Annotated in this window: 26 protein-coding genes; 18 read left to right on the top strand and 8 right to left on the bottom strand. The window is 68.3% G+C overall.

Annotation, left to right across the window (positions count from 1 at the left end):
- Nucleotide 1 precedes the first annotated feature (1 nt).
- Complete coding sequence (locus tag VHD82_RS33480; protein WP_325712990.1) at nucleotides 2-598, bottom strand: ArsR/SmtB family transcription factor; 597 nt, start codon at nucleotides 596-598, stop codon at nucleotides 2-4.
- 248 nt (nucleotides 599-846) lie between these two features.
- Here VHD82_RS33480 and VHD82_RS33475 point away from each other — a divergent pair, with 248 nt between their 5' ends.
- The 8 genes from VHD82_RS33475 (at nucleotide 847) to VHD82_RS33440 (ending at nucleotide 8,831) form a co-directional block, all read left to right on the top strand.
- Nucleotides 847-1,185 (top strand): hypothetical protein, encoded by a 339-nt coding sequence (locus VHD82_RS33475; protein ID WP_325712988.1) that lies wholly within the window; start codon nucleotides 847-849, stop codon nucleotides 1,183-1,185.
- A gap of 64 nt (nucleotides 1,186-1,249) precedes the next feature.
- Nucleotides 1,250-2,146 (top strand): LysR family transcriptional regulator, encoded by an 897-nt coding sequence (locus VHD82_RS33470; protein WP_325712986.1) that lies wholly within the window; start codon nucleotides 1,250-1,252, stop codon nucleotides 2,144-2,146.
- A gap of 12 nt (nucleotides 2,147-2,158) precedes the next feature.
- Entirely contained in the window at nucleotides 2,159-3,181 is a 1,023-nt protein-coding gene (trpS, locus tag VHD82_RS33465; RefSeq protein WP_325712984.1) for a tryptophan--tRNA ligase, read from the top strand.
- 124 nt (nucleotides 3,182-3,305) lie between these two features.
- Nucleotides 3,306-4,568: an efflux RND transporter periplasmic adaptor subunit gene (locus VHD82_RS33460; RefSeq protein WP_325712983.1), complete on the top strand. Its 1,263-nt coding sequence runs from the start codon at nucleotides 3,306-3,308 to the stop codon at nucleotides 4,566-4,568.
- Complete coding sequence (locus tag VHD82_RS33455) at nucleotides 4,565-5,257, top strand: ABC transporter ATP-binding protein (RefSeq protein WP_325712982.1); 693 nt, start codon at nucleotides 4,565-4,567, stop codon at nucleotides 5,255-5,257. Before VHD82_RS33460 ends, VHD82_RS33455 begins: the two co-directional genes overlap by 4 nt.
- On the top strand, nucleotides 5,254-6,489 hold the full coding sequence (locus VHD82_RS33450; protein WP_325712980.1) for an ABC transporter permease: 1,236 nt from the start codon (nucleotides 5,254-5,256) through the stop codon (nucleotides 6,487-6,489). The genes VHD82_RS33455 and VHD82_RS33450 overlap by 4 nt, the downstream gene beginning before the upstream one ends.
- A gap of 13 nt (nucleotides 6,490-6,502) precedes the next feature.
- Nucleotides 6,503-7,273 (top strand): DUF5666 domain-containing protein, encoded by a 771-nt coding sequence (locus VHD82_RS33445; RefSeq protein WP_325712977.1) that lies wholly within the window; start codon nucleotides 6,503-6,505, stop codon nucleotides 7,271-7,273.
- Nucleotides 7,266-8,831 (top strand): efflux RND transporter periplasmic adaptor subunit, encoded by a 1,566-nt coding sequence (locus VHD82_RS33440; protein WP_325712975.1) that lies wholly within the window; start codon nucleotides 7,266-7,268, stop codon nucleotides 8,829-8,831. The genes VHD82_RS33445 and VHD82_RS33440 overlap by 8 nt, the downstream gene beginning before the upstream one ends.
- Before the next feature lies 1 nt (nucleotide 8,832).
- On the opposite strand, the gene VHD82_RS33435 is transcribed toward VHD82_RS33440, so the two are convergent.
- The gene (locus tag VHD82_RS33435; protein ID WP_325712973.1) at nucleotides 8,833-9,423 is read right to left on the bottom strand and encodes a DUF4865 family protein; all 591 of its coding nucleotides are present in this window, start codon (nucleotides 9,421-9,423) and stop codon (nucleotides 8,833-8,835) included.
- A 286-nt stretch (nucleotides 9,424-9,709) separates the two neighbouring features.
- Here VHD82_RS33435 and yhjD point away from each other — a divergent pair, with 286 nt between their 5' ends.
- Nucleotides 9,710-10,714, top strand: coding sequence for an inner membrane protein YhjD (gene yhjD / locus VHD82_RS33430; protein WP_325712971.1), 1,005 nt, complete (start codon nucleotides 9,710-9,712; stop codon nucleotides 10,712-10,714).
- Here yhjD and VHD82_RS33425 read toward each other — a convergent pair.
- The gene (locus VHD82_RS33425; RefSeq protein ID WP_325712969.1) at nucleotides 10,711-11,412 is read right to left on the bottom strand and encodes a MerR family transcriptional regulator; all 702 of its coding nucleotides are present in this window, start codon (nucleotides 11,410-11,412) and stop codon (nucleotides 10,711-10,713) included. The two genes, yhjD and VHD82_RS33425, sit on opposite strands and share 4 nt — an antisense overlap.
- Nucleotides 11,413-11,462: 50 nt before the next feature.
- Here VHD82_RS33425 and VHD82_RS33420 point away from each other — a divergent pair, with 50 nt between their 5' ends.
- Nucleotides 11,463-11,963 carry a DUF6194 family protein gene (locus VHD82_RS33420; protein ID WP_325712967.1) on the top strand — a complete coding sequence of 167 codons (501 nt, stop codon included), beginning with the start codon at nucleotides 11,463-11,465 and terminating at the stop codon, nucleotides 11,961-11,963.
- On the opposite strand, the gene VHD82_RS33415 is transcribed toward VHD82_RS33420, so the two are convergent.
- Nucleotides 11,938-13,134, bottom strand: a complete 1,197-nt coding sequence (locus VHD82_RS33415; protein ID WP_414637613.1) for a D-alanyl-D-alanine carboxypeptidase family protein — start codon at nucleotides 13,132-13,134, stop codon at nucleotides 11,938-11,940. The genes VHD82_RS33420 and VHD82_RS33415 overlap by 26 nt on opposite strands.
- A gap of 73 nt (nucleotides 13,135-13,207) precedes the next feature.
- Here VHD82_RS33415 and VHD82_RS33410 point away from each other — a divergent pair, with 73 nt between their 5' ends.
- Nucleotides 13,208-13,453 carry an SCO4848 family membrane protein gene (locus VHD82_RS33410; protein ID WP_325712965.1) on the top strand — a complete coding sequence of 82 codons (246 nt, stop codon included), beginning with the start codon at nucleotides 13,208-13,210 and terminating at the stop codon, nucleotides 13,451-13,453.
- Between the two features lie 104 nt (nucleotides 13,454-13,557).
- The gene (locus VHD82_RS33405; protein WP_325712963.1) at nucleotides 13,558-15,384 is read left to right on the top strand and encodes a vWA domain-containing protein; all 1,827 of its coding nucleotides are present in this window, start codon (nucleotides 13,558-13,560) and stop codon (nucleotides 15,382-15,384) included.
- 50 nt (nucleotides 15,385-15,434) lie between these two features.
- On the opposite strand, the gene VHD82_RS33400 is transcribed toward VHD82_RS33405, so the two are convergent.
- From VHD82_RS33400 to sdhC, 4 genes are read right to left on the bottom strand one after another with little or no spacing between them, the layout of a single operon-like run.
- Entirely contained in the window at nucleotides 15,435-16,211 is a 777-nt protein-coding gene (locus tag VHD82_RS33400) for a succinate dehydrogenase iron-sulfur subunit (protein WP_325712961.1), read from the bottom strand.
- A gap of 1 nt (nucleotide 16,212) precedes the next feature.
- Nucleotides 16,213-18,000, bottom strand: a complete 1,788-nt coding sequence (gene sdhA / locus VHD82_RS33395; RefSeq protein WP_325712959.1) for a succinate dehydrogenase flavoprotein subunit — start codon at nucleotides 17,998-18,000, stop codon at nucleotides 16,213-16,215.
- A 22-nt stretch (nucleotides 18,001-18,022) separates the two neighbouring features.
- Entirely contained in the window at nucleotides 18,023-18,439 is a 417-nt protein-coding gene (locus VHD82_RS33390; RefSeq protein WP_325712957.1) for a succinate dehydrogenase hydrophobic membrane anchor subunit, read from the bottom strand.
- Nucleotides 18,436-18,894, bottom strand: a complete 459-nt coding sequence (sdhC, locus tag VHD82_RS33385; RefSeq protein ID WP_325712956.1) for a succinate dehydrogenase, cytochrome b556 subunit — start codon at nucleotides 18,892-18,894, stop codon at nucleotides 18,436-18,438. Before sdhC ends, VHD82_RS33390 begins: the two co-directional genes overlap by 4 nt.
- 386 nt (nucleotides 18,895-19,280) lie before the next feature.
- Here sdhC and VHD82_RS33380 point away from each other — a divergent pair, with 386 nt between their 5' ends.
- The 6 genes from VHD82_RS33380 (at nucleotide 19,281) to VHD82_RS33355 (ending at nucleotide 26,095) form a co-directional block, all read left to right on the top strand.
- Complete coding sequence (locus tag VHD82_RS33380) at nucleotides 19,281-20,381, top strand: BMP family ABC transporter substrate-binding protein (protein WP_325713466.1); 1,101 nt, start codon at nucleotides 19,281-19,283, stop codon at nucleotides 20,379-20,381.
- Between the two features lie 73 nt (nucleotides 20,382-20,454).
- The gene (locus tag VHD82_RS33375) at nucleotides 20,455-21,981 is read left to right on the top strand and encodes an ABC transporter ATP-binding protein (RefSeq protein WP_325712954.1); all 1,527 of its coding nucleotides are present in this window, start codon (nucleotides 20,455-20,457) and stop codon (nucleotides 21,979-21,981) included.
- 85 nt (nucleotides 21,982-22,066) lie between these two features.
- A complete protein-coding gene (locus tag VHD82_RS33370) occupies nucleotides 22,067-23,158 on the top strand; it encodes an ABC transporter permease (protein WP_325712952.1) in 1,092 nt (363 codons plus the stop codon).
- Nucleotides 23,158-24,432 carry an ABC transporter permease gene (locus tag VHD82_RS33365; protein ID WP_325712950.1) on the top strand — a complete coding sequence of 425 codons (1,275 nt, stop codon included), beginning with the start codon at nucleotides 23,158-23,160 and terminating at the stop codon, nucleotides 24,430-24,432. The genes VHD82_RS33370 and VHD82_RS33365 overlap by 1 nt, the downstream gene beginning before the upstream one ends.
- Nucleotides 24,433-24,434: 2 nt before the next feature.
- Nucleotides 24,435-24,824: a cytidine deaminase gene (locus tag VHD82_RS33360; RefSeq protein ID WP_325712948.1), complete on the top strand. Its 390-nt coding sequence runs from the start codon at nucleotides 24,435-24,437 to the stop codon at nucleotides 24,822-24,824.
- Nucleotides 24,821-26,095 carry a thymidine phosphorylase gene (locus VHD82_RS33355; protein ID WP_325712946.1) on the top strand — a complete coding sequence of 425 codons (1,275 nt, stop codon included), beginning with the start codon at nucleotides 24,821-24,823 and terminating at the stop codon, nucleotides 26,093-26,095. Before VHD82_RS33360 ends, VHD82_RS33355 begins: the two co-directional genes overlap by 4 nt.
- The last annotated feature ends 319 nt before the right edge of the window (nucleotides 26,096-26,414 follow it).

Below are 26,414 nucleotides of genomic sequence, written 5' to 3'. Positions count from 1 at the left end.
TTCACTGCTCCTTGGTCGTCTTCTTCAAACTCGGGTGCAGGGCGACGATCAGCCGGTGCCGCCTGCCGCCCTCAGCCTGTTCGTCGTGGTACCTGGCGACGAGATTCTTGACGGTGGTGCCCAGTTCCTCGGCGAACGCGGCCCGCTCGGCCGCGCTCGCGAAGCGGATTTCCGTGTCGATGGCGTACGTCGCCAGCCGCTGCTTGGCCGCGGCGGCGCCGGTGATGAGGTCACCGACCTCCCGCACGAGACGGGCGGCCAGCGCGAGCAGCCACCGCGCCGAAAGCTCGTCCGGCGCGCGGCCGGGGTCGGGGGCGACGTCGGCCAGCGCGGACGGCGAGATGACGTACGACGCGGCCGTGGCCTGCATGACGCGCTCCGTGACGTTGCCCTTGCGCCGTTCCTCGACGAGCTCGATCAGCCCGTGCCGCTCCAGCGCGCGCAGGTGGTAGTTGACCTTCTGGCGCGCCAGTCCGACCTGCCCGGCGAGCGTGGTGGCCGAGCCCGGTTCGGCGAGGGCGGCCAGCAGCTTCGCGCGGACCGGGTCCAGTGAAACCTCGGCGGCTGCCGGGTCCTCGATCACGGCTACTTCAAGCATGGACCCAAGATTTCACCGAAAAATAAATTTGTCAAGACAGCTGAAACTGTCGGTGGTGAGTTCTCGCCGCAGGTCACCGGATGTTGGCCGGACCCGGTGTCCGGGGTACTCGGATGGGCGCTACTCTCGGCCCCCGTGTTGATCGAAAACGACAGGGCTTGACACGCTCGGTAGTTTTCACGCAGGTAATACCCACCCATTAGGGTGACAGCGGTCCAACCGACAGTCTCGTCGCGGGAGGCACCCCGGTGCGCAACCGAAGCACTCTGGCCAGGCGTTTCAGCGCGCAGTTGCTGCGCGTGGGCGTCGTCTCGTCGGTCCTGCTGGGCGCAGGCACCGGCGTCGCGTCCGCCTCCGACGGAACGACGACCGAGGCCTCGACATCATTCGGGCTGCTCGGTCCGGTCGGCCTGGCTGCGGTGGTACTGGGAGTCGTCGGGATGGCGCTCGGCGTCATGCGGCAGCGGCGCAAGGCGCAGGCCGAGCAGGACGCGGCGATCGTCGCCGAAGCCGCCGAGGTCACCGAAATCGTGGAAATCGCCGAGGGCAACACCCGCCCCGCGCTCACGCCCTATCGCCGCGTGTAGCACGTTCGGGGGATATCGATCTTGGGGTCGGTATCGGCGCGCGATCCCTTCCTAGCCTGGCTGTATGCCCTTGCCGTCCCGTGTGGCCGAGCTGGCCGGGTTCGATCTCTTGCTTTCGGTGGCGCGGCTCGGTGGCATCGGAGCCGCGGCCAGGGAGCACGGTATTTCCCAGCCCGCGGCGTCCGCGCGCATCCGGCAACTCGAAGCACGGGTGGGCGTAGCGCTCGTCGATCGCTCTCCGCGTGGTTCGTCGCTCAGCGCGGCGGGCGCGTTGGTGGCGGACTGGGTGCGGCCGGTCATCGAAGCTGCCGCGGATCTCGAAGCCGGGATAGCCGCGCTGCGGCGTGAGCGCGCGGGTCGGCTCCGGGTCGCGGCCAGTCCCACCGTCGCCGAGTTTCCCCTGCCGAAGTGGCTTGCGGTATTGCGCCGCCTCGAACCGGGGGTGGACGTGGCGCTGAGTTCGGGCAGTTCCGCCGAAGTGGCCACGAAGGTGCTCGGCCGCGAGGCCGATCTCGGTTTCGTGGACGGTGTGGACGTGCCTGGCGGATTGCACACGAAAATCGTCGCCACCGACGAACTCCGGCTCGTTGTCGCGCCCGGGCACTCGTGGGTCACGCGCGGCCCGACGCTCGACGAGCTGGCGGCCACGCCGTTGATCAGTCGCGAGGACGGGTCGGGTGCGCGCCGGGTGCTGGCGGCCGCGCTCGCTCCGCGCGAGCCGGCTGAGCCGTTGTTGGAGCTGTCGTCGACAACGGCGATCAAGACGGCGGTGCTGGAGGGCGCCGGCCCCGCTGTGCTGGGGGCGCAAACGGTTGCGGCCGAGCTGGCGGCCGGCACGCTCGTGGCCGTCGAGATCGAGGGCCTGGACCTGCGCCGGGTGTTGCGGCTGGTGTGGCGTGCCGGGCGCGCGCTGCGCGGGCCCGCGGCCGACCTCGCCGCCATCGCCGCTCGCGGGGCCTGAAAGAATCGGGGCGTGTCTGAACAAACCCCGGCCCGCCCCCGTGTGCTCTCCGGCATCCAGCCGACCGCCGACTCGTTCCATCTCGGCAACTACCTCGGTGCGCTGCGGCAGTGGGTCGCGTTGCAGGACACGCACGAGACCTTCTACATGGTGGTCGACCTGCACGCGATCACGGTCGAACAGGATCCGAAGGTGCTGCGCGAGCGCACCCGGGTTTCCGCGGCCCAGCTGCTCGCGCTCGGGGTGGACCCGGCGCGCAGCGCGTTGTTCGTACAGAGCCACGTGCCCGAGCACGCGCAGCTTTCCTGGGTGCTGGAATGCCAGACCGGGTTCGGCGAGGCCGGCCGGATGACCCAGTTCAAGGACAAGGCGAGCAAACAGGGCACCGATCACGCCAGCGTCGGGCTGTTCACGTATCCGATCCTGCAGGCCGCGGACATCCTGATCTACCAGGCGAACGCGGTGCCGGTCGGCGAGGACCAGCGCCAGCACCTGGAGCTGTCACGGAACCTGGCGCAGCGGTTCAACCACCGTTTCGGCAAGACGTTCGTGGTGCCCGAGCCGCATATCGTCTCCGACACCGCCAAGATCTTCGATCTGCAGGACCCGACATCGAAGATGAGCAAGTCCGCCTCGTCGCCGAACGGACTGATCGAACTGCTCGAAGATCCCAAGCGCTCGGCCAAGAAGATCCGGTCCGCGGTCACCGACACCGGCCGCGAGGTCGTGTTCGACCCCGAGCGGAAGCCGGGTGTCTCGAACCTGCTGACGATCTACTCGGCGATCGGCGGGAAGACGATTCCCGAACTGGAGGCCGACTACGCGGGCAAGGGCTACGGCGACCTGAAGAAAGATCTCGCCGAAGTGCTCGTCGAGTTCGTCACTCCTTTCCAGGAATGGGTCAATTCGTATCTGGACGACGTCGCGGAACTCGACAAGGTGCTCGCCGACGGGGCGGCACGCGCCCGCGCGGTCGCGGCAGAGACCCTTTCTGTCGTTTATGACCGGGTTGGGTTCCTTCCGCCGGTTCGTTAAACAATTCTTTACCAATTTACACACCTGATTCACAGTTAATATCGGCCTTTTTCTCAGTTTGTTTTCAGATGGACCAGCGAAGCTTTCGCCGCTGGAAGTTCTGGGGCACACAGAGAGGGTCGCCGTGCTGGGCAGGCTCAAAAAACGGAGATGGTGGGCGGTCGGGGCCGTCGCCGTCGTGGTGGTGGTCGCCGCCGGGGTGACGGTCTGGGTGGTAACCAGGCCCGCGGACGCACCGTCGTACCGGCTCGTCGCGGCGAGCACGACGACGTTGAAACAATCGATTTCCTCGTCCGGCACAATTGAGCCGGCACAGCAGAGTGATCTCAACTTCGGTGTTTCCGGACAGGTCACCGCGGTGAATGTGACAGTCGGCCAGCAGGTGTCCGCCGGTCAGCCGCTGGCGACCGTGCAGTCGGCCACGCTTTCCGCGAGCGTGGCGCAGGCGAAATCGTCGCTGGCCTCGGATCAGTCGAAGCTTTCCACCGACCAGTCCGGTAGTGCCTCCTCGGCGCAGATCAGCGCCGACGAAGCTTCCATCGCCGCGGCGCAGAATCAGCTCGACAACGCGCAGACCGCATTGTCGGAGGCGACGCTGTCCTCCCCCATCGCGGGCACCGTCGCCGCGGTGAATCTGACTGTGGGACAACAGGTTTCGGCCGGTGGCTCCGGTTCGAGCTCGAGCAGCAACTCCTCGTCTTCCGGCGGTAGCGGTAGTGCGCAGGCCGCGGGCGGCAGCTCGGCGAGCAGTCAGAGCAGCGGCGGCAGCAGCAGTTCGAGCTCTTCCAGCACGGCGCAGGTCGTGGTGATTTCCACCGGCTCCTACGTGGTCAAGGCGTCGGTCGACGACACCGAGATCGGCCAGCTCAAGAACGGCGAGCAGGCCGTGATCACCCCGAACGGCGCCACCACGCCGGTATACGGCACCGTCACCTCGGTCGCGGTGATGTCCTCCGGATCCACCTCGGTGCCCAGCTATCCGGTCACCATCAGCGTCACCGGCAGCCCCGCCGGACTGTTCGCCGGAGCTAGCGCGACAGTGTCCATTGTGGTCAAACAGCTCACCGACGTGCTCGCGGTGCCCAGCGCGGCGGTGCATTACACCGATGGCAAGCCCGCGGTGAACGAAATGGTCAACGGTAAGGAGACCAGCGTTCCGGTCACGGTCGGCACGACAGTCAACGGAATGACCCAGGTCCTCAGTGGACTGTCCGAAGGCGACCAGGTGATGGTCGCGGGCGCGACGGGCGGCGGCACGAGGAGCGGCGGCACGAGGAGCGGCGGCACCGGTGGTACCGGCCGGACCGGTGGCACCGGAGGTTTCGGTGGCACCGGCGGGTTCGGCGGTGGCACCCGCGCCGGTGGTTTCGGCGGGTTCGGGGGATGAGCGTGCCCGTTATCGACGTGGCGGACGTACGCAAGGTCTACTCGACCGGCGTGGTGGAAGTGGAGGCGCTGCGGGGAGTTTCGCTGCGCGTCGAGGAGGGTGAGTACGTCGCCATCATGGGGCCGTCCGGCTCCGGCAAGTCCACCCTCATGCACATCCTCGGCTGCCTGGACCTGCTCTCCACCGGGAGCTACACGCTGGCCGGGGAGAATGTCGGCAACCTGACCGAACTCGACCTCGCGGTGATCCGCAACCGCCGGATCGGTTTCGTGTTCCAGCAGTTCAACCTGCTGCCAGGGCTGCCGGCCTGGCGCAACGTGGAACTGCCGCTCTGCTACGCCGGCGTCCGGCGGGCCGAACGCCGGGCACGCGCCGTCGAACTGCTGGAACGGGTCGGCCTGGGGGACCGGATCGACCACCGGCCCAACGAGCTGTCCGGCGGCCAGCAGTCCCGCGTCGCGCTGGCGCGGGCGCTGGTCAACCGGCCTTCGATGGTGTTGGCCGACGAACCGACCGGCGCGCTGGACTCCACCGCGACCGCCGAGGTGCTTTCGGTGTTCGGGGAGCTGAACGCGGCCGGCCACACCATCGTGCTCATCACGCACGAGGAAGACGTTGCCGCACATGCGAAACGTGTCGTGCGGCTGCGCGACGGGCTGATCGAGTCCGACACCGGGGTGGGCCGATGAGCTGGCTGGAAACCGTGCGCACGAGCCTGGAGGCGATCCGCTCGCACCGGCTGCGGTCCGGGCTGACCATGCTCGGCATCCTGATCGGGATCGCCGCGGTCATCCTCACCGTCGGGCTCGGCGAGGGGGCGCAGGCGCAGGTCGCGTCGGCGATCAACTCGCTGGGCACGAACCTGCTCGTCGTCTCGCCGGGCAGCACGACGAGCAGCACCACCGGGGTGCGCGGCGGCAGTGGTTCGGCGACGACACTGACCGTGCACGACGCGAACGCGCTCGCCGCGCCCGGTGTCGCACCGGACATCGCAGGCGTCGCACCCACCACGAGCAAGAGCACCTCGCTGGCGGCGGGCTCGACGACGTGGACCACCTCGGTGGTCGGCACGACGCCGCCGTGGCTGAGCGTGCGGGCGAGAACGTTGTCGGAAGGGCGTTTCCTGACCGACGCGGACGAATCCGGTGAGGCGGCGGTGGTCGTGCTCGGGCCGACCACCGCGGAGGAACTGTTCGGTGGCACCGATGCCGTCGGCCGCAGCGTCACGATCGGCAACATCCCGTTCGAGGTGGTCGGGGTGCTCGCGTCGGCGGGGAGCTCGTCCGCGCAGAACGAGGACGACCAGGCGGTGGTGCCGATCAGCACCGCGGCCGACCGGCTGATCGGGGGCGCGACCCGCACTTCGGTGCAGTCGATCTACCTGGAGGCCACCACCTCGGACACGCTGTCCGCGGCCTACCAGGAGGCGAACCAGGAACTGCTGGCGCTGCACCACGTCACCGACAGCACGGCGGCGGACTTCACCATCGCCAGCCAGCAGTCGCTGCTGTCCACGGCCAGTTCGGTGAGCCAGACGCTCACCCTGCTGCTCGGCGGGGTCGCCGCGATTTCCTTGCTGGTGGGCGGAATCGGGGTCATGAACATCATGCTCGTGTCCGTCACCGAACGGATCCGCGAGATCGGCCTGCGCAAGGCGGTCGGCGCGAGCCCGGTGGTGATCCGGCGGCAGTTCATGGTGGAAGCCTCGGTGCTCGGCCTGTCCGGCGGCCTGCTGGGCGCGCTGCTGGGCATCGTCGGCGCGCTGATCCTGCCGCACCTGATCGCGATCCAGATCGCCGTTTCGCCGGTGGCCACCGTGATCGCGATCCTCACCGCGATCGTCATCGGCCTCGTCTTCGGGGTCTATCCCGCGACCCGGGCCGCCCGGCTCGCGCCGATCGATGCCCTGCGCAGTGAATAACGGAGGAAAATCCATGCGTCGCACAGTTTTCGCGGTGGCAGGCGGGGCGTTGGCCCTGCTGCTCGCCGCTTGCGGATCGTCCGGCACCAACAGCGCGGCCCCCGCGTCGCAGGCGCCGGCTTCGAGTGCCGCCCGGGCAGGTGGTCCCGCGGCTTCCGGGACGGTCGCCGCGGTGGCCGCGTCGAGTATCGAGGTGCAGAGCACCAGCAGCGGCCAGGTCACCGTGAACTTCTCGAACACGACGACCTTCACCGACCGCGCCACCGCGGCCCTCGCCGACGTCACCACCGGGTCCTGCGTGTCGGTCACCGGCACGGGCACGCCGATCACCGCGCAGTCGGTGGATATCACTGCTGCCAACGGAAACAACTGCACGTTCGGCGGGCAGGGCGGCGGGATGCGGCCGCAGCAGGGCGGCAGCTCGCGCCCGTCGAGGCCGTCCGGCAGCTCGCGCCCGTCCGGCGCCGCCAACGGTGGCGGTGGCCGCGCGTTCGGCAAGGTGACCGCTGTCAGTGGCACGGGATTCACCGTGCAGCAGGACAACCAGCGGACCGGGGCGACCACCGACGTGCAGGTGACAGTGAACTCGACCACGACGTACTTCAAGAACGAGTCCTCGAACTCGGCCGCGCTGAAGGTCGGGGAGTGCGTGTCGGCGCAGGGCAAGGCCGACGACACCGGTGCGGTGACAGCACAGAGCATCGCGATCAGCCAGGCGAGCGCGAACGGTTGTGACACCGGTTTCGGTGGCGGCAGGCAGCGCAACGGAGGCGGGAATGGCTAAGCGCGGTCGGCTGATCGCCGTCGCCGGCGCGGTGGTGGTCGTCGCGGGCGGGGCGGTGTTGTGGGCGACTTCGGGCTCGGCCTCGGCCGGGTACCGGACAGCGACGGCGGGGCCGGCGTCGGTCACCGCGACGCTGGACACCACCGGAACCGTCGAGCCGGTGCAGAACGCGACGGTGTCGTTTCCTTCCAGCGGCCAGGTTGCCTCGATTCCGGTGCAGGTGGGGCAGAGCGTGACCGCCGGGCAGACACTCGCGCAGCTGGACACCACGTCGCTGGCCAGCCAGGTCGCCTCCGCACAGTCCACTTTGGCCACTGCGCAGGCGAAGCTGGCGAGTGACCAGTCCGGGCAGTCCTCGGCGACTTCGTCCGCGGGCCGCGCGACTCCGGCGCTGTACGTCACGACGGCTTCGTCCACTTCGGACCTCAAGGGGCAGCAGGACGCGGTCACCTCGGCCCAGCACCAGGTCGACCAGGATCTGACCGCGGCGTCGGCGGCCGTTGCCGCACAACAGAAGGCGTGCAAGACGATCGTCGATCCCACCGACGACAAGCAACCGCAGGACCAGGACGCCGTGGACGAGTGCACGTCCGCCATCCAGGAAGCACAGGACGCGCAGCACACCACGGGCGCCGACGAGCAGAAGCTCGCCGACGCCGAGAACGCCCTGTCCGCGACGCTCGCGCAGGCCGCGTCCGCGGCGGCCAAGGCGAACCCGGAACCGTCGGCGCCGTCCTCGGGCGCTTCGAGCGGATCGGGCGGCAAGTCCTCGTCGAGTGGTAAGTCGTCCTCGTCCAGCGGGAAGTCGTCGTCCGGGCAGTCCAGCACGAAGACCTCGACCCCGGCGTCGGCCGAGCAACTCGCCGCCGACCAGGCGTCGATCGACGCGGCGAACGCGCAGATCGCCGTGGCGCAACAGAATCTGGCCGCCGCCACGCTGGTCAGCCCGATCACCGGGACGGTCGGCGAGATCGGCTTCACCACCGGGCAGCAGGCCTCCAGCGCACAGCACATCGTGGTGTTCGGACCCGGTGAGGACCAGGTCACCACGTCGGTGAGCGACACGCAGGCCGGGCAGATCAAGCCGGGGCAGCAGGCCACGGTCGTCCCGGACGGCACCTCGGCGCCGCTGACCGGGCAGGTCACGTCCATCGGCCTGCTCGCCAGCACCACGTCGAGCGGTTCGCCGAGCTACCCGGTGACCATCTCGCTGCCGGTGTCACAGGCGCTGTATCCGGGCGCCACCGCGTCGGTCTCGATCATCACGAGCACCGCGAACGCGGCCGTCACCGTGCCAACGTCGGCGATCCACCTGCAGGGCGGAAACGCTTTCGTGACAACGGTTTCCGGCGACACGACGCAGAACAGGCGGGTGACGACCGGGGTTTCCGGCGCGGCCGTGACGGAGGTGCTGTCGGGGCTGCAGGCCGGAGAACAGGTGCTGCTGGCCGACCTCAGCCAGCCGCTGCCCACGTCGAACACCAACGTTCGCGGGCTCGTCGGTGGTGCCGGTGGTGGCCAGCGGCCGGCCGGTGGCACACAGGGTGGGCGCGGCTGAGCTACCAGTGCCGCCCGCGCGGAAGTTCGTCCAGCTCCGGGTGGGACAGGTGCAGTACCTCGCAGCGGCCGGGCCCGGGTTCGGACCACAGCACGAGGCGGACCAGCTGCCAGGCCGTCGGATCGAAGGCCAGTGCGGCTGAGTGCACGTCCTCGCGCCGCGCCAGCTCGCCGATCTCGGCGATGGATTCGTCGAGACCGGCGGGCAGCCGCGTGATCTCCTTCGACGCGGCCAGCGGGGTGGCGGCCGCCCCGCGCTCGAAGGCGATCCCCGTCCAATGCCGGACCGGCGGGCGGCCGAAGTCGTCGACGATGCCCTGGAAACCGCCGCCGCCGACGAGGAACCTGCCCATCCCGGCAACGTCTCGCCACAGGTAGAACGGGGCGTACTGGTTCACCGTCGAGCCCGCCACGCCGCGTTCGCGGATGAGGTAGGCCTTGAGGCCGAGCCCGGGGAAGTCGTCGGTGAACTTGGCGCGGGTGGCCACCCGGCGCCGGATGACGCCCGTGTCGTAGTCGGCGGGCAGGGTGAGTTCGTACTGCATGGCGTACATGGCGGAAAGCCCTTTCTCCTGCCAGGTCACGTGCGTCATCGCCGACCCGGGGTTCGCGCATTCGCCGCGGCTGCACCGGGCCGGTTCCTTCGAGGGTGACCTGGCCACGCGGATGCCAGTGCCACGCCGTCCGCGCGCACAGCGCAGGGAATCCGGTTGAGCTCGATCTTGCCGGTGAACCAGCCGGCCGGGGCGTCGAGGGGCTCGCGCGGTGCTCTGGCGATCTCCATTCGCCTACTGTACATACTAGTAGGTACAGAGACAAACGTCCTTTGTGGACTTTCCTCGGATTGCGGGCCCCGGCGGGGGTGGTTAACGTCAGTTCGTGGCGGAAGAGAAGGAAAAGCTGGTTCCGAAGTTGCGCCGGAAGTATCCGTGGTTCGACCACGTGATGAGAGCCAACGAGGCCTTCGGCGAGCGCTACGGCAATCACTATGCCGCCGCCATCACGTACTTCAGCGTGCTGTCGCTGTTCCCGTTGCTGATGGTCGGCTTCTCCGTCGCCGGTTTCGTGCTCGCCGGCAACGAGGCGGCGCTCAACGAACTGCGCGACGGCATCATCAGATCGGCGCCGTCGGGGCTGGGCGATCTGCTCAGCACCGTGGTCGACTCGGCGCTCAAGTCGCGTGGTGCCACCGGGATCCTCGGGCTGGTGCTGGCGCTGTACTCCGGGATCGGCTGGATGTCCAACCTGCGGGACGCGCTGACCGCGCAGTGGGGGCAGCAGAAGAAAAGCCAGTCGATGATCAAGACCACGCTGAAGGACCTGGTCGCGCTGGCCGGGCTCGGCCTGGCGCTTGTGGTGTCCTTCGGCCTGACCGCTGTCGGCGGCGGGGTCGGGAAGTGGCTGCTGAAACAGGTCGGCCTGGACGGTCAGGGCTGGGCGTTGTTCCTGCTCACGGTGGCCACGGTAGTGCTTTCGTTGCTGGCGAACATGCTGGTGTTCCTGTGGGTACTCTCGAGACTGCCGCGCGAGAAGGTGTCCGCGCGCAGTGCGGTCAAGGGCGCGATCATCGCCGCGATCGGGTTCGAGGTGCTCAAGCAGGTCGCGACCGTGTACCTGACCAGCGTCACGTCCTCGCCGAGCGGGGTGCTGTTCGGGCCGATCATCGGTCTGCTGGTCTTCGCTAACCTGGTCTCGCGGTTCCTGCTGTTCGTCACCGCGTGGACGGCCACGGCGCGGGAGAACATGATCACGGTCGTCCAACCGCCGCCGCCAGCGGTGATCCGGCCGCTCGTGCAGGTGCGGCGTGGCCCCGGTGCGGGCTCGGTCGCGGGCGCGTTCGGGGCCGGCGCGGTGTTGGCCTGGCTGGGGCGTCGCCGTTCTTAAAGGATGGTGCTGAGCGCCGCGGTGCCGTCGAAGAGTGCCTGCGAGCGGGCCGCGATCGCGATGTCACGGGCGTCCAAGGCGGCGCCGACGTCGGCCAGCCGGGGCGCTCGGCGTAGCTCCGGCATGAGGGCACGCAACGGCTCGATGCGGTAGCCGGCCTTACGCAACTGGTGGACGATCCGGGCGTCGCGAACCTGTGCCGGTGTGTAGCGCCGGGCCCGCGCCGGGTCTCGCTCGGGGGTGACGAGCCCTTCGGCATCCCAATGCCGCAGCGTCGACGCGCGCACGCCGAGCGCCATCGCGAGTTCGGACACAGTCATCGAGTCCGACTCGCGAACGTCGTCGATCGACTCGGCGGAGATCGTTTCCACGGCACGCCTGGCTTCTTTCAGCTCCACGCGCTCGGCGTCGAGCCGGGCGTGCGCCGCGTCGAGCAACGCGAGCAGTTCCGGCCGGGGGAGCCGATGAACACCCCGCATGATCCGCTTCGCCTCCACGGGCCCCACGCCTGCGGCGAACGCTCTATAGGCGAGCGCCGATTGCACGTGGACCTGCTCGTAACCGCGGTAGCCGCTCTGGGTTCGCGCGGCCGGCGGCAGCACACCATCCCGTTCGAGATTGCGCACCTGCTGCACGGAGTACCCGGACAATCGTGCGACCGCCACCGTGCGCATTTTCGTCGAGTTGAGACCTGGCACCCTGAGTCCCTCGTCGGTCGGCGGAAAGTCTCCACAAGCACTTTAATGTGATGCTGGAACTCATGGAACTCGACGAGATCATCGGTTACGTGGACGGCCTCGACGGCACCCTGACCCTGCGCCCCGCGCCTGGCGACGGTTCTCCGGAAATCAGCTGGGGTGACGTGTTCTTCTATTACGCGCCGGATGGCGTTGTCCCACAACGAACCCAGCCCTTCGCGACGATCGTGACCAAGAACTATCCCGGCGATGAGGCGTCGCGTTTGGACAGCCCAGGTGCCTTCCGGGTGAACATGGCCGTCGGGAAGGAGGTCTTCAACGCCGCCGCCCCAACCGGCGACCCAGCCGAGCCCGACACGGTCATTGCCCACCCCGTATACGGCGCGGCAGCCTGGCTGGCTGTGGTGAACCCAGGCCCACGAACGGAAAACACTGTCCGCGAACTATTGCGCACGGCCTACGATCGCGCCCGGCAACGCAACCGGCGTCCCACCACGCCCACACCCCGCCGACGAGGACCGTCGCTCAAGAAGACCGGCGCCGCCGGCTGACCACGAACCCTGCGATGATCAAAACCGCCACGATCAGCGTGACGACCCAGCCCGTCACCCCGAACGCATCGTGCTTCGCCGCCGGGCTGGCTTGGCCGGCGACGGAGACCGAAGCGTTCCCATCCTTCGCCGCGGTCTCGGTCTCCGCGACCGGCTCCACCAGCTTCCCGACCGGCTGCGCACCGGCCTTGACCAGGCCGAACCCGTAGTCGAGCAGCTGCGTGGCCTGTGCGACGACGAGCGTGGGGCGTTGTTCCGCGCGCATCATCACCACGGCCAGGCGCGTCCCGTCGTGGTTCGCGGCGCCGACGTAGGTGTGCCGGGCGTCGTCGGTGAAGCCCGTTTTGCCGCCGAGAAAGCCGGGATACACGCCGAGGAGCTTGTTGTCGTTGACGATCGAGAACGCCGGTTTGCCCGCTACCGCCGGAAACTGGTAGCCCTTCGTCGCCACCGCACCCGCGAACTCCGGTTGCTGCATGGCGGAGTGGAAGATCAGGCTCAGGTCGTAAGCCGACGTCGACATGCCGGGGCCGTCCAGGCCCGACGGCGTCGCCGCGCGGGTGTCGGTCGCGCCCAGCGCCGTGGCGAGCGCGTTCATTTTCTGTGTCGCTGCCGGGACTCCGCCCAGCGCGGTCGCGAAGGCGTGCGCCACGTCGTTGCCGGAGTGCATCAGCAGACCGTGCAGCAGTTGATCGACGGTGTAACTCTGGCCGGCGACGATGCCGACGCAGGTGCACTCCTGGCTGGCGTCCTCGGCGGTCGGCACGATCGTGTCCGTCGCCTTGAAGTTCTTGATCACCACCAGTGCCAGCAGCGTTTTGATCAGCGACGCAGGCCGTTCCCGCGCGTGCGGGTTCTTCGCGGCGACGACTTCACCGGTGTCGAGGTTCTGCACCACCCACGAGGCCGCCGTCGTTTCCGGCGGCGCCGCGGCCGACGTGGGGAAGACCGCGCCACACTCGCCCATCCGCGATCCGCCTGCCGGCTGCGCCGGGAGCGGCAACGGCGCGGGGACGGCTTGCCCCGGCGCGGGTTGCTCGGACGTGTCCACCGGCGGAGGTGGGGCCTGCTGGTCCGGACAACCCGGTGCCGCGGCCGCCTGGCCGGTGCTGATCAGCAAACCCGACAACAAGGCGACAACCAGGCCGAGGACGAGTGTGGGAAAGCGCACTGACCGAGGTTAATGCACCACACCAAGGGTTCCCCGCGGCGCCGGGCTGATTCGATCGGGGGATACTCGGCTCATGTCTCGACGTGTGGCGTTGTTCCTGCTGGCCTTCGGCGTGTGGTCGTGGGTCATCTGGATCACCTTCGTGAAGAACCTGTCCGCCAGTGACCAGTCCTGGGCGCCGGACGGTTCGGCCACCGCGTTCTTCTACGTGCACCTCGTGCTGGCGATCGTGTCCTTCGTACTGGGTACGATCATCGGCGTCATCGGCTGGCGCGCGCTGCGGGCCCGCAAGAAGGACCTTGCCGAACAACGACAGTGAACACCCCGGCCCGGCCTGGCGTGCACGGCCGCGGCTACGGGTCGAGTACGGGATCGCGCGGCGCGCGCGGGAACCGTGGGGTAATGGCTGCCGTCTGAGCGGCCATGTCCAGATTGAACGGGTTGATCCCGGTCTTCGCGATCGCGTTGACGCTGGTCGCGGTCCCCGCGCAGGCCCAGACGACGGCGTCGCCGCAGTACGCGCCGACCATGCTCGTGCTGGACGCGTCGGGCTCGATGAAGGGCGCGAAGATGGACGCGGCGAAGAGCGCCGTGCACACCTTCGTCGACTCCGTGCCCGCCCCGGCCCAGGTCGGCCTGGAGGTCTACGGCACGCACACCGGTTCTTCGGACGCGGAAAAGGCCGCGGGGTGCCAGGACGTGCAGGTGCTGCAACCGCCGCAACAGGTCGACAAGTCGGCGCTCAACGCCGCGGTCGACGGCATCACGCCGAGCGGGTACACGCCGATCGGCGTCGCGCTCACGAAGGCCGCCGAGACCCTGCCGAAGGACGGCCCGCGTTCGATCGTGTTGGTCTCCGACGGGCTCGACACATGCGCCCCGCCGGACCCGTGTGAGGTCGCCAAGAAGCTGTCCGAGCAGGGAACCCAGATCGTCATGCACACGATCGGTTACGGGGTGGACGACAAGTCGCGGGCGCAGCTGACCTGTATCGCGCAGGCGACCGGCGGCACGTACAGCGACGCCCCGGACGGCAAGGCGCTGGAAAAGGTGCTGCCACGCGTGACTTCCGTGGCGTTGCGCAACTACGAGCCCGCGGGCAAGCAGATCACCGGCACCCCGGACTGGCAGCACGCGCCGGTCGCCGAAGCCGGTCAGTACCTCGACACCATCGGCCAGAAGGAAACCCGCTACTACGCCCTCGACGTGCCGCAGGGCGCGACCTCGTACTTCAGCGGCACGCTGTCCTTCCCCCGGCTGGCCGGGATTTCCACCCTCGACGACTTCAACACCCTGCAGTTGCGGGTGTACGGCGAGAACGGCGAGGACTGCTACGTCTTCCAAACCGAGCAGGCGACGAACTCCAGTGACGGGGTCGCGCTGACGATCTCGAAGAGACTCGACAAGGCGACCGGAGAAAAGGGCAAATGCAGCGGTGGTGGCCGGTACTACTTCGCCATCACCTGGGACCGGGTCTCGTCCGGGGTACCCGAACGGCTGCCGATCGAACTGCTCTTCGGTGTCGAGCCCGCGACGACCGACCCCGGCCCGGTCGCGGTGCTGCCCAAGACGAGCTTCGTCGAGCCGGCCACCGCGGCGCAGCCGGTGACCGGTGGCGGTTCCTTCAACGTCGCCGGTGCGCTGCCCGGCAGTGGCAACTACACCGACACCCTGCAGCGCGGCGAGTACGTCTTCTACCGCGTGCACCTGGACTGGGGGCAGGGCCTGGCGTACAAAGTCCGGTTCGGCGAGACGGCAGGCCGTGGCCTGGACAACCTGTCGGGAGTGACCACCACGCTGTACAGCCCGTACCGCGACCAGATCCAGGCGGAATACTCGTCGTATACCGGCTCGGAATCCTTGATACCGCAGGAAAAGGCCATCGCTACGGTTCCGGTGCGCTACGGCAACCGGAACGCCGACGTGGTTTCCGCGCGTTCCCAGAGCATCGCCGGCACGTACTACATCGCGGTGAAGGTGGGCCCGACCACGGAAGAGGGCGCGGACCAGCCGGTGCCGGTGACGCTCGAACTCACCGTCGCCGGTACCGAGGAGCCCGGCCCCACGTACGCGGCGGCTACCGGCGCAGGCATTTTCGGTGCGGAAACGACGACGCAGCCGCCGGTGAGCGAGGCACAGGTACAGCCCGCGTCCTCTTCGAACGGCTGGATCCTGGCCATCGTCTTCGGCGGCCTGGTGCTGCTGGCCGCGATCTCCGGCGGCTTCCTGCTGAGCCGCCGTCGGGCCTGACACACGAAAAAGCCGCGCGGCCCGGGCCGCGCGGCTTTTTCCTGGAAACCTCAGACGCGCTTGAACAGCAGCGCGCGCTTGACCTCCTGGATCGCCTTCGTCACCTGGATGCCACGGGGGCACGCGTCGGTGCAGTTGAAGGTGGTGCGGCAGCGCCACACACCCTCGGCGTCGTTCAGGATGTCGAGGCGCTCTTCGGAACCCTCGTCACGCGAGTCGAAGATGAACCGGTGCGCGTTGACGATCGCCGCCGGGCCGAAGTACGACCCGTCGTTCCAGTACACCGGGCACGAGGACGTGCAGCAGGCGCACAGGATGCACTTGGTGGTGTCGTCGAAGCGCTCCCGGTCGGCGACCGACTGGATGCGCTCGCGCGTCGGCTCGTTGCCGTACGCGATCAGGTAGGGCTTCACCGAGCGGTAGGCCTCGAAGAAGGGCTCCATGTCGACATAGAGGTCCTTCATCGTGGGCAGGCCCTTGATCGGTGCGATCGTGACCGTGGTCTGCTTGCCCTCCTTCGCCAGCAGGTCCTTCACCAGCACCTTGCAGGCCAGCCGGTTGATCCCGTTGATCTGCATGGCGTCGGAGCCACAGATGCCGTGCGCGCAGGAACGCCGGAACGACAGCGTGCCGTCCACGTAATTCTTGATGCTCATCAGCACGTTGAGCACGCGGTCGGTCGGCAGCGCCGGGACGTCGTAGGACTCCCAGTGCGGCTCGTCGTCGATCTCCGGGTTGAACCGGAGGATCTTCATCGTGATGGTGATCGAGCCCTCGGGCGCGGGCACCTGGGAAGTGTCGTGTGCCTGTTCGGCTACGGCTGTCATGTCAGTACTTCCGCTCCATCGGCTCGTACCGGGTGAAGACCACCGGCTTGTAGTCCAGCCGGATGTCGGCGAGGAACCCGGTCAGGCCCAGCGGGGCGTCCGGGTCCGCCTTCTCCGGCAGCATCTTGTACGACATCGAGTGCCGCATGAAGTTGACGTCGTCGCGGTTCGGGTAGTCCTCGCGGGCGTGCCCGCCACGGGACTCCTTGCGTGCGAGCGCGGCGTTGACCAGCGCCTCGGCCAGGTCCAGCAGGAAGCCAAGCTCGATCGCCTCGAGCAGGTCGGTGTTGTACCGCTTTCCCTTGTCCTGCACCGAGATCCGGCCGTAACGCTCCTTGAGCCGCTGCACGTCGGTCAGCGCCGTCTTCAGCGTGTCCTCGGTGCGGTAGACGGCGGCGTTGGTGTCCATCGTCTGCTGCAGCTCGGTGCGGATGTCGGCGACCCGCTCGCCACCGTGCGCGGTGCGCAGGTGGTCCACCATGCCTTCGACCAGCGTGGCCGGGTTCTCCGGCAACTCGACGTGCTCGTGGCCCTGCGCGTACTCCGCGGCGGCGATGCCCGCGCGGCGGCCGAACACGTTGATGTCGAGCAGCGAGTTGGTGCCCAGCCGGTTCGCGCCGTGCACGGACACGCAGGCGACCTCACCGGCGGCATACAGCCCGGGGATTACCTTTTCGTTGTCCTGCAAGGCTTCGCCGTGCACGTTGGTGGGGATGCCGCCCATCGCGTAGTGCGCGGTGGGGTACACCGGCACCGGCTCCTTCACCGGGTCCACGCCGAGATAGGTGCGGGCGAACTCGGTGATGTCCGGCAGCTTGGACTCCAGCACCTCGGCACCGAGGTGGGTGCAGTCGAGGTACACGTAGTCCTTGTGCGGGCCGGCGCCGCGGCCTTCCAGCACCTCCAGCACCATCGACCGGGCGACGATGTCGCGCGGCGCGAGGTCCTTGATGGTGGGGGCGTAGCGCTCCATGAACCGCTCGCCGTCGGCGTTGCGCAGGATCGCGCCTTCACCGCGGGCGCCCTCGGTGAGCAGGATGCCGAGGCCCGCGAGACCTGTCGGGTGGAACTGGTAGAACTCGATGTCCTCCAGCGGCAGGCCCTTGCGGTAGTAGATGCCCATCCCGTCGCCGGTCAGCGTGTGCGCGTTCGACGTGGTCTTGAAGACCTTGCCGAACCCGCCCGTCGCGAACACGATCGACTTCGCCTGGAACACGTGGATCTCACCGGTGGCGAGCTCATAGGCGATGGCACCCGAGGCGACCGGGCCGTCCTCGGTCTCGGTCATCGCGATGTCGAGCACGTAGAACTCGTTGTAGAACTCGATCCCGTGCTTGACGCAGTTCTGGTACAGCGTCTGCAGGATCATGTGCCCGGTGCGGTCCGCGGCGTAGCAGGCGCGGCGCACCGCGGCCTTGCCGTGGTCGCGGGTGTGCCCGCCGAACCGGCGCTGGTCGATCTTGCCCTCGGGCGTCCGGTTGAAGGGCAGGCCCATCTTCTCCAGGTCGAGCACCGCGTCGATGGCTTCCTTCGCCATGATCTCGGCCGCGTCCTGGTCGGTCAGGTAGTCACCACCCTTGACGGTGTCGAAGGTGTGCCATTCCCAGTTGTCCTCTTCGACGTTGGCGAGCGCGGCGCACATGCCGCCCTGCGCGGCACCGGTGTGCGAACGCGTCGGGTAGAGCTTGGTGAGGACCGCGGTGCGGGCGCGCTGCCCGGACTCGATGGCGGCACGCATTCCGGCGCCGCCCGCGCCGACGATCACCACGTCGTACTTGTGGAACTGCATATCCGCTTCCTTGGTGGTGGTATCAGCTGTTGATGTTCGGGTCGAACGTGAAGATCACGAGCGTGCCGACGAACAGGATGATCGCCATCGCGACGTACAGCACGATCTTCAGCCAGAACCGGGTGACGTCCTTGCGGGCGTAGTCGTCGATGATCGTGCGCAGCCCGTTGCCACCGTGCAGCTGGGCCAGCCAGAGCATGGCCAGATCCCAGAACTGCCAGAACGGCGAGGCCCAGCGGCCCGCGACGAAACCGAAGTTGATCCGGTGCACACCGCCGTCGAGGATGTTCATGATCAGCAGGTGGCCGAGCACCAGGATGATCAGCGCCAGCCCGGAGATGCGCATGAACAGCCAGCTGTAGAGCTCGAAGTTGCTCCGGCGGGCCGCCGGGCGGCGGGGCGAACGGGGTTTGTCCAGCGCCAGCGATTCGGTGGTCATGACGCGTCACCTCCGAACAGGATCGAGGCCGTGCGCCACAGCATGGCGATCGCACCCGGGATCATCACGACGAACCAGATCACCACGATCGTCCACAACATGGGCTTCTGGTACTTCGGACCCTTGGACCAGAAGTCGACCAGCATGACCCGGATGCCGTTCAGCGCGTGGTACAGCACCGCGCCGACCAGCCCGACCTCCATGAGATTGACGAGCGGGGTCTTGTAGGTCTCGATCACCGAGTTGTAGGTGTCGGGCGAGACCCGGACCAGTGCGGTGTCGAGAACGTGGACGAACAGGAAGAAGAAGGTGAGTACCCCGGTGATGCGGTGCAGGACCCAGGACCACATGCCGGGGTCGCCCCGGTAGAAGGTCCCCTTCCGGCGTGAGGCACCCGCCCGATCGCTCTCCTCCACCGCCGCGGAATCGGCGGCAGGGCTAGCCGTGGTGGACATCGGTGAACGGCCTCCAACGTCGTGGTTGGACTGTGCCCGGTGGCATGAATACGCAACGAGCTTGGATAAACGGATGCTAAACCCGCACGCGGATACCCACTCAACCTCGGGTTCGCCTCTGTGATGGACCAGACACCGAGCGCGTGGGCAGAATCACTCCACCAGGTGATCGATACGTGCTGTGACGACTCGATCGCGGGGCCGGGGCCCAAGCAAACATTTAGGTTACGGGCCGTGGCAACGGTATGGCGGTTTGCTCACAGAACGGTACGGTTCGCCAGTCGAGCCCGGCGCGTGCCGGGCCGTTCTCGGGTCCGCTGTAACTCAGCGGGGAGGGAGAAGAGAGCGTGCGTAGTACGCGTGCCCTGACGCTGGCCGCCACCGCAATGGCCGGTGTTCTCGTGCTGGCCGGATGTGCCAAGGATTCCGGCGGCAACAGCAGCAACAACGCGTCCGGCAACGCCGGATCCTGCGTGACCGCGACCGCGCCCAGTGCGGCGGCTGCTTCCACGACATCGAGCGCCGCCGGCGCGAAGGTGGACGCCAGCGCCCTGCGGATCGGGCTGGCCTACGACATCGGCGGCCGTGGGGACGCCTCGTTCAACGACGCGGCCGCGGCCGGCGTGGACAAGGCGAAGGCCGACATGGGGGTCAAGAACGTCCAGGAGAGCACCGCTTCGCCCACCGAGGACGAGGCCGCGAAGGAGCAGCGGCTGACCCAGCTGGCCACCGGCGGGTACAACCCGATCGTGGCGGTCGGCTTCGCCTATGCCGAGGCAGTCGGCGCCGTCGCGCCGAAGTACCCGGACGTCAAGTTCGCCATCATCGACGACGACTCGGTCGTGCAGCCGAACGTCACCCCGCTGGTGTTCGCCGAGGAGCAGGGCTCGTTCCTGGCCGGCGTCGCGGCGGTCTACAAGAGCAAGAGCTGTCACATCGGGTTCATCGGCGGTGTGAACACCCCGTTGATCCAGAAGTTCGAGGCCGGCTACATCGCCGGTGCGAAGGCCGCGTCGAGCAAGGTCCAGATCGAGGACCAGTACCTGACCCCGGCCGGTGACAACACCGGGTTCCAGGACCCGACCAAGGGCAACGCCAAGGCCGCGGCCGAGATCGCCGCGGGCGCGGACGTCGTCTACCACGCCGCCGGTGCCTCCGGTAAGGGCGTGTTCCAGGCGGCGAAGGCGGGCAACGCGCTGGCCATCGGTGTCGACTCCGACCAGTACAACCAGACCACGGTCGCCGAGTACAAGGACGTGATCATGACGTCCATGCTCAAGCGGGTGGACGTCGCGGTCTACGACTACATCCAGGCGGTCGCGCAGAACAACCTCTCTTCGCTGCCCAAGCGGTTCGACCTGAAGGTCGACGGCGTTGGCTATGCCACCTCCGGCGGCAAGATCGACGACATCGTGCCGGTGCTCGAGGGCTACAAGCAGGAGATCATCTCCGGCAAGGTCACGGTTCCGGCCACGCCGACGAAGTAGGCACAACACCTCGCGTACGGGGCTCGGGAAGGCGATCCCTTCCCGGGCCCCTTACGCCTTTTGAGGGAGAGCTATGTCCGAACAACCGGTGGTGGAGCTGCGCGGCATCACCAAGCGGTTTCCCGGCGTGGTCGCCAACTCCGATGTGAACCTCACGGTCGAGGCCGGTGAGGTGCACGCGGTGTGTGGCGAGAACGGCGCCGGCAAGTCCACCCTGATGAAGATCCTCTACGGTATGCAGCAGCCGGACGAGGGCACCATCACGATCAACGGCAAGGAAGAACACCTGCGCAATCCGCAGGACGCGATCCGGGCCGGGATCGGCATGGTGCACCAGCACTTCATGCTCGCCGACAACCTGACGGTGCGCGAGAACGTGTTGCTGGGCGCGGAGAACCTGCACGGCATCGGGCGCAAGGCGAAGGCGCGGCTGGCGGAGTTGTCGCAGCAGACCGGCCTCACCGCTTCGCCGGACGCGCTGCTCGAAACGCTGGGGGTTGCCGACAGGCAGCGCGTGGAGATCGTGAAGGTGCTCTACCGGGGTGCGAAGATCGTGATCCTCGACGAGCCGACAGCGGTGCTCGTTCCGCAGGAGGTCGACGCCCTGTTCGACACCGTGCGCGGTATGCAGCAGCAGGGCTTCACGTTCATCTTCATCTCGCACAAGCTCGACGAGGTGCGGGCGATCGCGGACACCGTGACGGTGATCCGGCGCGGCACCACGGTCGGCACGGCGGATCCGAAGACGATCAGTTCGCGCGAGCTGGCCGAGATGATGGTCGGTTCCGAGCTGCCCAGCCCGGAGACGCGCGAGTCCACGGTGACCGACCGGGATGTGCTGCGGATCGCCGGCCTGCGGCTCGATGCCGAGGGCAGCGACCGCGCGGTGCTTGACGACATCTCGTTCTCCGTGCGCGCGGGCGAGGTGCTCGGCATCGCCGGGGTCGAGGGCAATGGGCAGACCGAACTGGTCGAGACGATCATGGGCATCCGCAAGGCCACCGCGGGCCGGATCGAGCTGGTCGACGCCGACGGCAAGGCCCGTGAGCTGACGAGGCTGGGCACGCTCGCCCGGCGCGAGACCGGCATCGGCTACATCCCCGAGGACCGCACCCGGCACGGCCTGCTGCTCACACAACCGTTGTGGGCCAACAGGATTCTCGGTTACCAGACGCGCAAGCCGGTGTCGCGGGGCCAGTTGCTCGACCTCGCCGGTGCCCGCAAGGACACCGCGCGGATCGTCGAGGAGTACGACGTCCGCACCCCCGGCATCGAGGTGCCCGCCGCCGCGCTTTCCGGCGGTAACCAGCAAAAGCTGGTGGTGGGCCGGGAACTGTCGGGGAATCCGGTGCTGCTCATCGCTTCGCATCCGACGCGTGGCGTGGACGTGGGGGCGCAGGCGTTGATCTGGGAGCAGATCCGGGTGGCCAGACGCGAGGGGCTGGCGGTGCTGTTGATCTCCGCGGACCTCGACGAGCTGATCGGGCTGTCCGACACGATCCGCGTGATGCTGCGCGGCAGGCTGGTCAGCGAGGCGGACCCCGCCACGGTGACCCTGCAGGAACTGGGATCGGCGATGACGGGGGCTGAGGCGGCATGAGGACTGCTTGCAGGTCCGAATCATCAAGCGCCGTGCTGGCCGACGACACTGCCGCGGCTTGCCGCGTCCTTGAAGGTAGGACCGCATGACTTCCTGGCGTACCAAGGTTCTTCCGCCGGTGCTGGCGATCGTCTTCTCGCTGCTGATCTGTTCCGTCGCGCTGCTGATCTCGGGCTCGGACCCGCTGCAGGCGTACGCGACGATGATCAAGCAGCTGGGCGCGGGTACCACCGCGGTGGACACCGTGAACCTGGCGAGTGTCTACTACCTGTCCGGCCTCGCGGTCGCGATCGGGTTCCAGATGAACCTGTTCAACATCGGTGTCGAGGGCCAGTACCGGTTCGCGGCCGTGGTGGCGGCGATCATCGGCGGCGCGCTGCACCTGCCGCCGGTCATCCATGCGCTGGTGATCATCGTCGTCGCGGTGCTCGGCGGCGCGGCCTACGCGGCGATCCCGGCGATCCTCAAGGTCACCCGCGGGGTGTCCGAGGTGATCTCGACGATCATGCTGAACGCGATCGTCGGCGGGATCGTGGCGTTCCTGATCAACCCGGACCAGTTCGGCGTGCTGACCGGCAACAACCTGCGCACGCAGATCATCGACCCGTCCGGCCGGATCCCCGGCATCCCGATCGGCGGCGCGAGCCTGTTCGGGTTCGTGATCATCGCCGCGGTGATCGGGCTGGCCTACTGGTTCATGCTCAACCGGATGCGGTTCGGGTTCGAGCTGCGGGCCAGCGGTGAGTCGGCGACGGCGGCGGCCGCGGGTGGCGTCGACGCGAAGAAGATGACGCTCATCGCGATGCTGCTTTCCGGCGGGGTCGCCGGTCTGATCGCGATGCCGGAACTGCTCGGCCGCGACTTCAACTACGCGATCACCTCCACCCAGGGTTACGGCTTCACCGGCATCGCGGTGGCGCTGCTCGGCCGCAACCACCCGGGCGGGATCGCGCTCGGTGCGCTGCTGTGGGCGTTCCTCGACAAGTCCGCGGTCTCGCTGGAAACGGTGAACGTGCCGAAGGAGATCGCGACGATCATGCAGGGCGCGATCGTGCTGTCCGTCGTCGTCGCCTACGAAGTCGTCAAGCGCGCGGACCTGGCCGCGGCTCAGCGTCGGGTCGGGCGTGCGTTCGGCAACGGCAAACCGGCTTCGGTCGCTGAAGGGGGTGCGGTCTGATGACGCTCGACACGGCGAGCCAATCCGGCGACGCGATGACGATGCCGAAGCCGCCTTCGCGAAGGAGGCTGCCGGGCTGGGCGCGCGGGATTCTGTGGGCCGTCGGCGTGATCGCGGTGCTGTCCGCGGCGTCCTACGAAACCGGCGTGAACACGCTGACGTCCACCAACACCGCGCAGACGGCGTTGCGCCTGGCGCTGCCGATCCTGCTGTGCGCGCTCGGTGGCCTGTGGGCGGAACGCGCGGGCGTGATCAACATCGGGCTCGAGGGCATGATGATCCTCGGTACCTGGGGCGCGGCCTGGGGTGCGCTGCACGGCGGGCCGTGGGTCGGGCTGCTCGCGGCGATGGTGTTCGGCGCGCTCGGCGGGCTGCTGCACGCGATCGCCACGGTGACGTTCAACGTCAACCACATCGTGTCCGGTGTCGCGATCAACCTGCTCGGGCTGGGCATCGCGAAGTACCTGTCCACGCTGATTTTCCAGCCCCTGTCCGGAAATCCGCGGCAGTCGCCGACGGTGGACACCTTCGACACGTACTCGGCGACGTACCTGTCCAACTGGCTCACCGACCTGGAACACCAGCAGCGCGTGGGCATCTCGGACGCGGCCGGGCTGATCAACGGCCTGGTCACCGGGGTCTCGCCGCTGACGATCATCGCGATCCTGCTGGTGCCGGTGAGCTACCTGGTGCTGTGGCGGACGCGGTTCGGGCTGCGGCTGCGTTCCTGCGGCGAGAATCCGGTGGCCGCGGAATCCCTCGGCGTGAACGTCTACGCGTACAAGTACACCGGGGTGCTGTTCTCCGGCGCGCTGGCCGGGATGGGCGGCGCCGCGCTGGTGCTGTTGCAGGGCGGCGGTGGTTACCTGGAGAACCAGACCAACGGTCGTGGGTACATCGGTCTCGCGGCGATGATCTTCGGCAACTGGCGGCCGGGCGGGCTGCTCGGCGGTGCCGCGCTGTTCGGCTACGCCGACGGTTTGCAGCTGGCCGGTGGCGGGAAAGCCGTGCTGGCGTTGTTGTACGGCGCGGTGTTGCTGCTCGGTGTGATCGTGGTGGTCCAGTTGTTCCGCCGGCAGTGGATCGCCGCCGGCATCGGGGTGATCGCCGCCGGGCTGCTGTACTGGATCTACTGGGCGAACGACTCGCTGCCCGGTGACCTGATTCCGTACACCGCGCACGTGGTCACGTTGATCGTGCTGGCCGTCGCGTCGCAACGACTACGACCACCGAAGGCCGACGGGGCCCGCTACCGGCGAGGTGAAGGCGATTGACGGTGTCCACTGTGGACTGGGATGCGCTGCGGATGGCGGCGGTCCGGGCCGCCGGGCAGGCATACGCGCCGTACTCGGGGCTGCTTGTCGGGGTGGCCGCGGTGGTCGACGACGGCCGGGTGATCGTCGGCTGCAACGTCGAAAACGCCTCGTACGGCCTGGGTTTGTGCGCGGAATGCACGATGGTGGGCCAGCTCCGGCTGACCGGTGGCGGCAGCCTGGTGGCGGTCGCCTGCCGGTCGGGCAACGGTGACCTGCTTATGCCGTGCGGCCGGTGCCGCCAGCTGCTGTACGAACACGGCGGGCCGGAGTGCGTCATCGACACCCCGTCCGGGCTGCTGCCGATGGCGGCCGTGCTGCCGGATGCCTTCGGCCCCAGGGACTTGCCGTGATCGCAGCCGTGGACGTCATCCGGGCGAAGCGCGACGGCGGGCGGCTGAGCGAGGAACAGATCGCGTGGGTCGTCGACGCCTACACGCGCGGCGTCGTCGCCGAGGAGCAGATGGCGGCGCTGGCGATGGCGATCTTCCTGCGCGGGATGGACTCCGGCGAGATCGCGGCGTGGACCGGCGCCATGATCGACTCCGGGGAACGCCTGTCACTCACCGTGAATCGCCCGACCGTGGACAAGCATTCCACCGGTGGGGTCGGCGACAAGATCACGCTGCCGCTGGCCCCGCTCGTCGCCGCGTGCGGGGCCGCCGTGCCGCAACTGTCCGGGCGTGGTCTGGGGCACACCGGCGGCACGCTGGACAAACTGGAGTCCATCCCGGGCTGGCGGGCGGCACTGTCGACGGACGAGATCACCCGGCAGCTCAACGAAATCGGCGCGGTCGTCTGTGCCGCGACCGACGGCCTCGCACCCGCGGACCGGAAGCTCTATGCGCTGCGGGACGTCACCGGCACCGTCGAGTCGATCCCGCTCATCGCGAGCTCGATCATGAGCAAGAAGATCGCCGAGGGCTCCGCCGGGCTCGTGCTCGACGTGAAGACCGGTTCCGGCGCGTTCATGAAAACCCCGGACCAGGCAAGGGAACTGGCCCGGACACTGGTCGAGATCGGCACCGCGCACGGCGTCGCGACCACCGCGCTGCTGACCGAGATGGGCACCCCGCTGGGCCGTGCGGTGGGCAACGCCGTCGAGGTCGCGGAGGCCGTCGAGGTGTTGCGCGGCGGGGGACCGGCGGATGTCGTCGAGCTGACCGTGGCGCTCGCGCGGGAGATGCTGGCGCTGGCCGGTTTGCCGGAGGTGGATCCCGCGGCGGTGCTCGCTTCGGGCGCGGCTTACGAGACGTGGTGCCGGATGATCGCCGCGCAGGACGGTGATCCGGAGGCGCCTTTGCCCGCGCCCCGGCATGTGCACGTGGTCGAGGCGCCCGAGGACGGCGTTCTGTCTGCTTTGGACGCTTATGCCGTCGGCGTCGCCGCGTGGCGGCTCGGTGCCGGCCGGGCTCGCCGGGAGGATCCGGTGCAGCACGCGGCCGGGATCTTGCTCCATGCCAAGCCCGGCGCGCGTGTCGTGGCCGGAGAGCCGCTTCTGGAGCTGCACACGGATACTCCGGACGCGGTGCCCGGGGCGCTGGAGGCGTTGGAGGGGGCGATGGTTATCGGGGAGGCGGCGCCGGAGGTGGCGTTGGTGCGTGAGGTGATTCGGGGGGTGTGAATACACCCCAGAGTTGGGTGGTCATCCCGTCGCCTGCGACCCCGAAATCACTTTGAGCCAGGCCCGCACCCTGCGCCGGAACCGGCGGCCGAGCACACAAAGCGTGCGGGTCTGGCTCAAAGTGATACTCCTGGAAGTAGGCGACGGGATGACCACCGACGCAACCACCTACCTGTGGTGAGTTGACTGCATTCCCCTGGGCATCCTTGAGTCTGCCCCTCCGGCGAGGAGAATCTTTTGATCTTTTTCCCTTGCGTAGCAACGGTTGCGTTGCGGCAGCAACGGCCGCGCGTGGCCGCGCTCTGTGCACCCCACCCCC

Origin of the sequence: Amycolatopsis sp., from assembly GCF_035546795.1 — a bacterium.
In the GTDB taxonomy this organism is placed as follows: Bacteria; Actinomycetota; Actinomycetes; order Mycobacteriales; family Pseudonocardiaceae; genus Amycolatopsis_E.
This window is presented reverse-complemented; position numbering and strand designations above follow the sequence as displayed.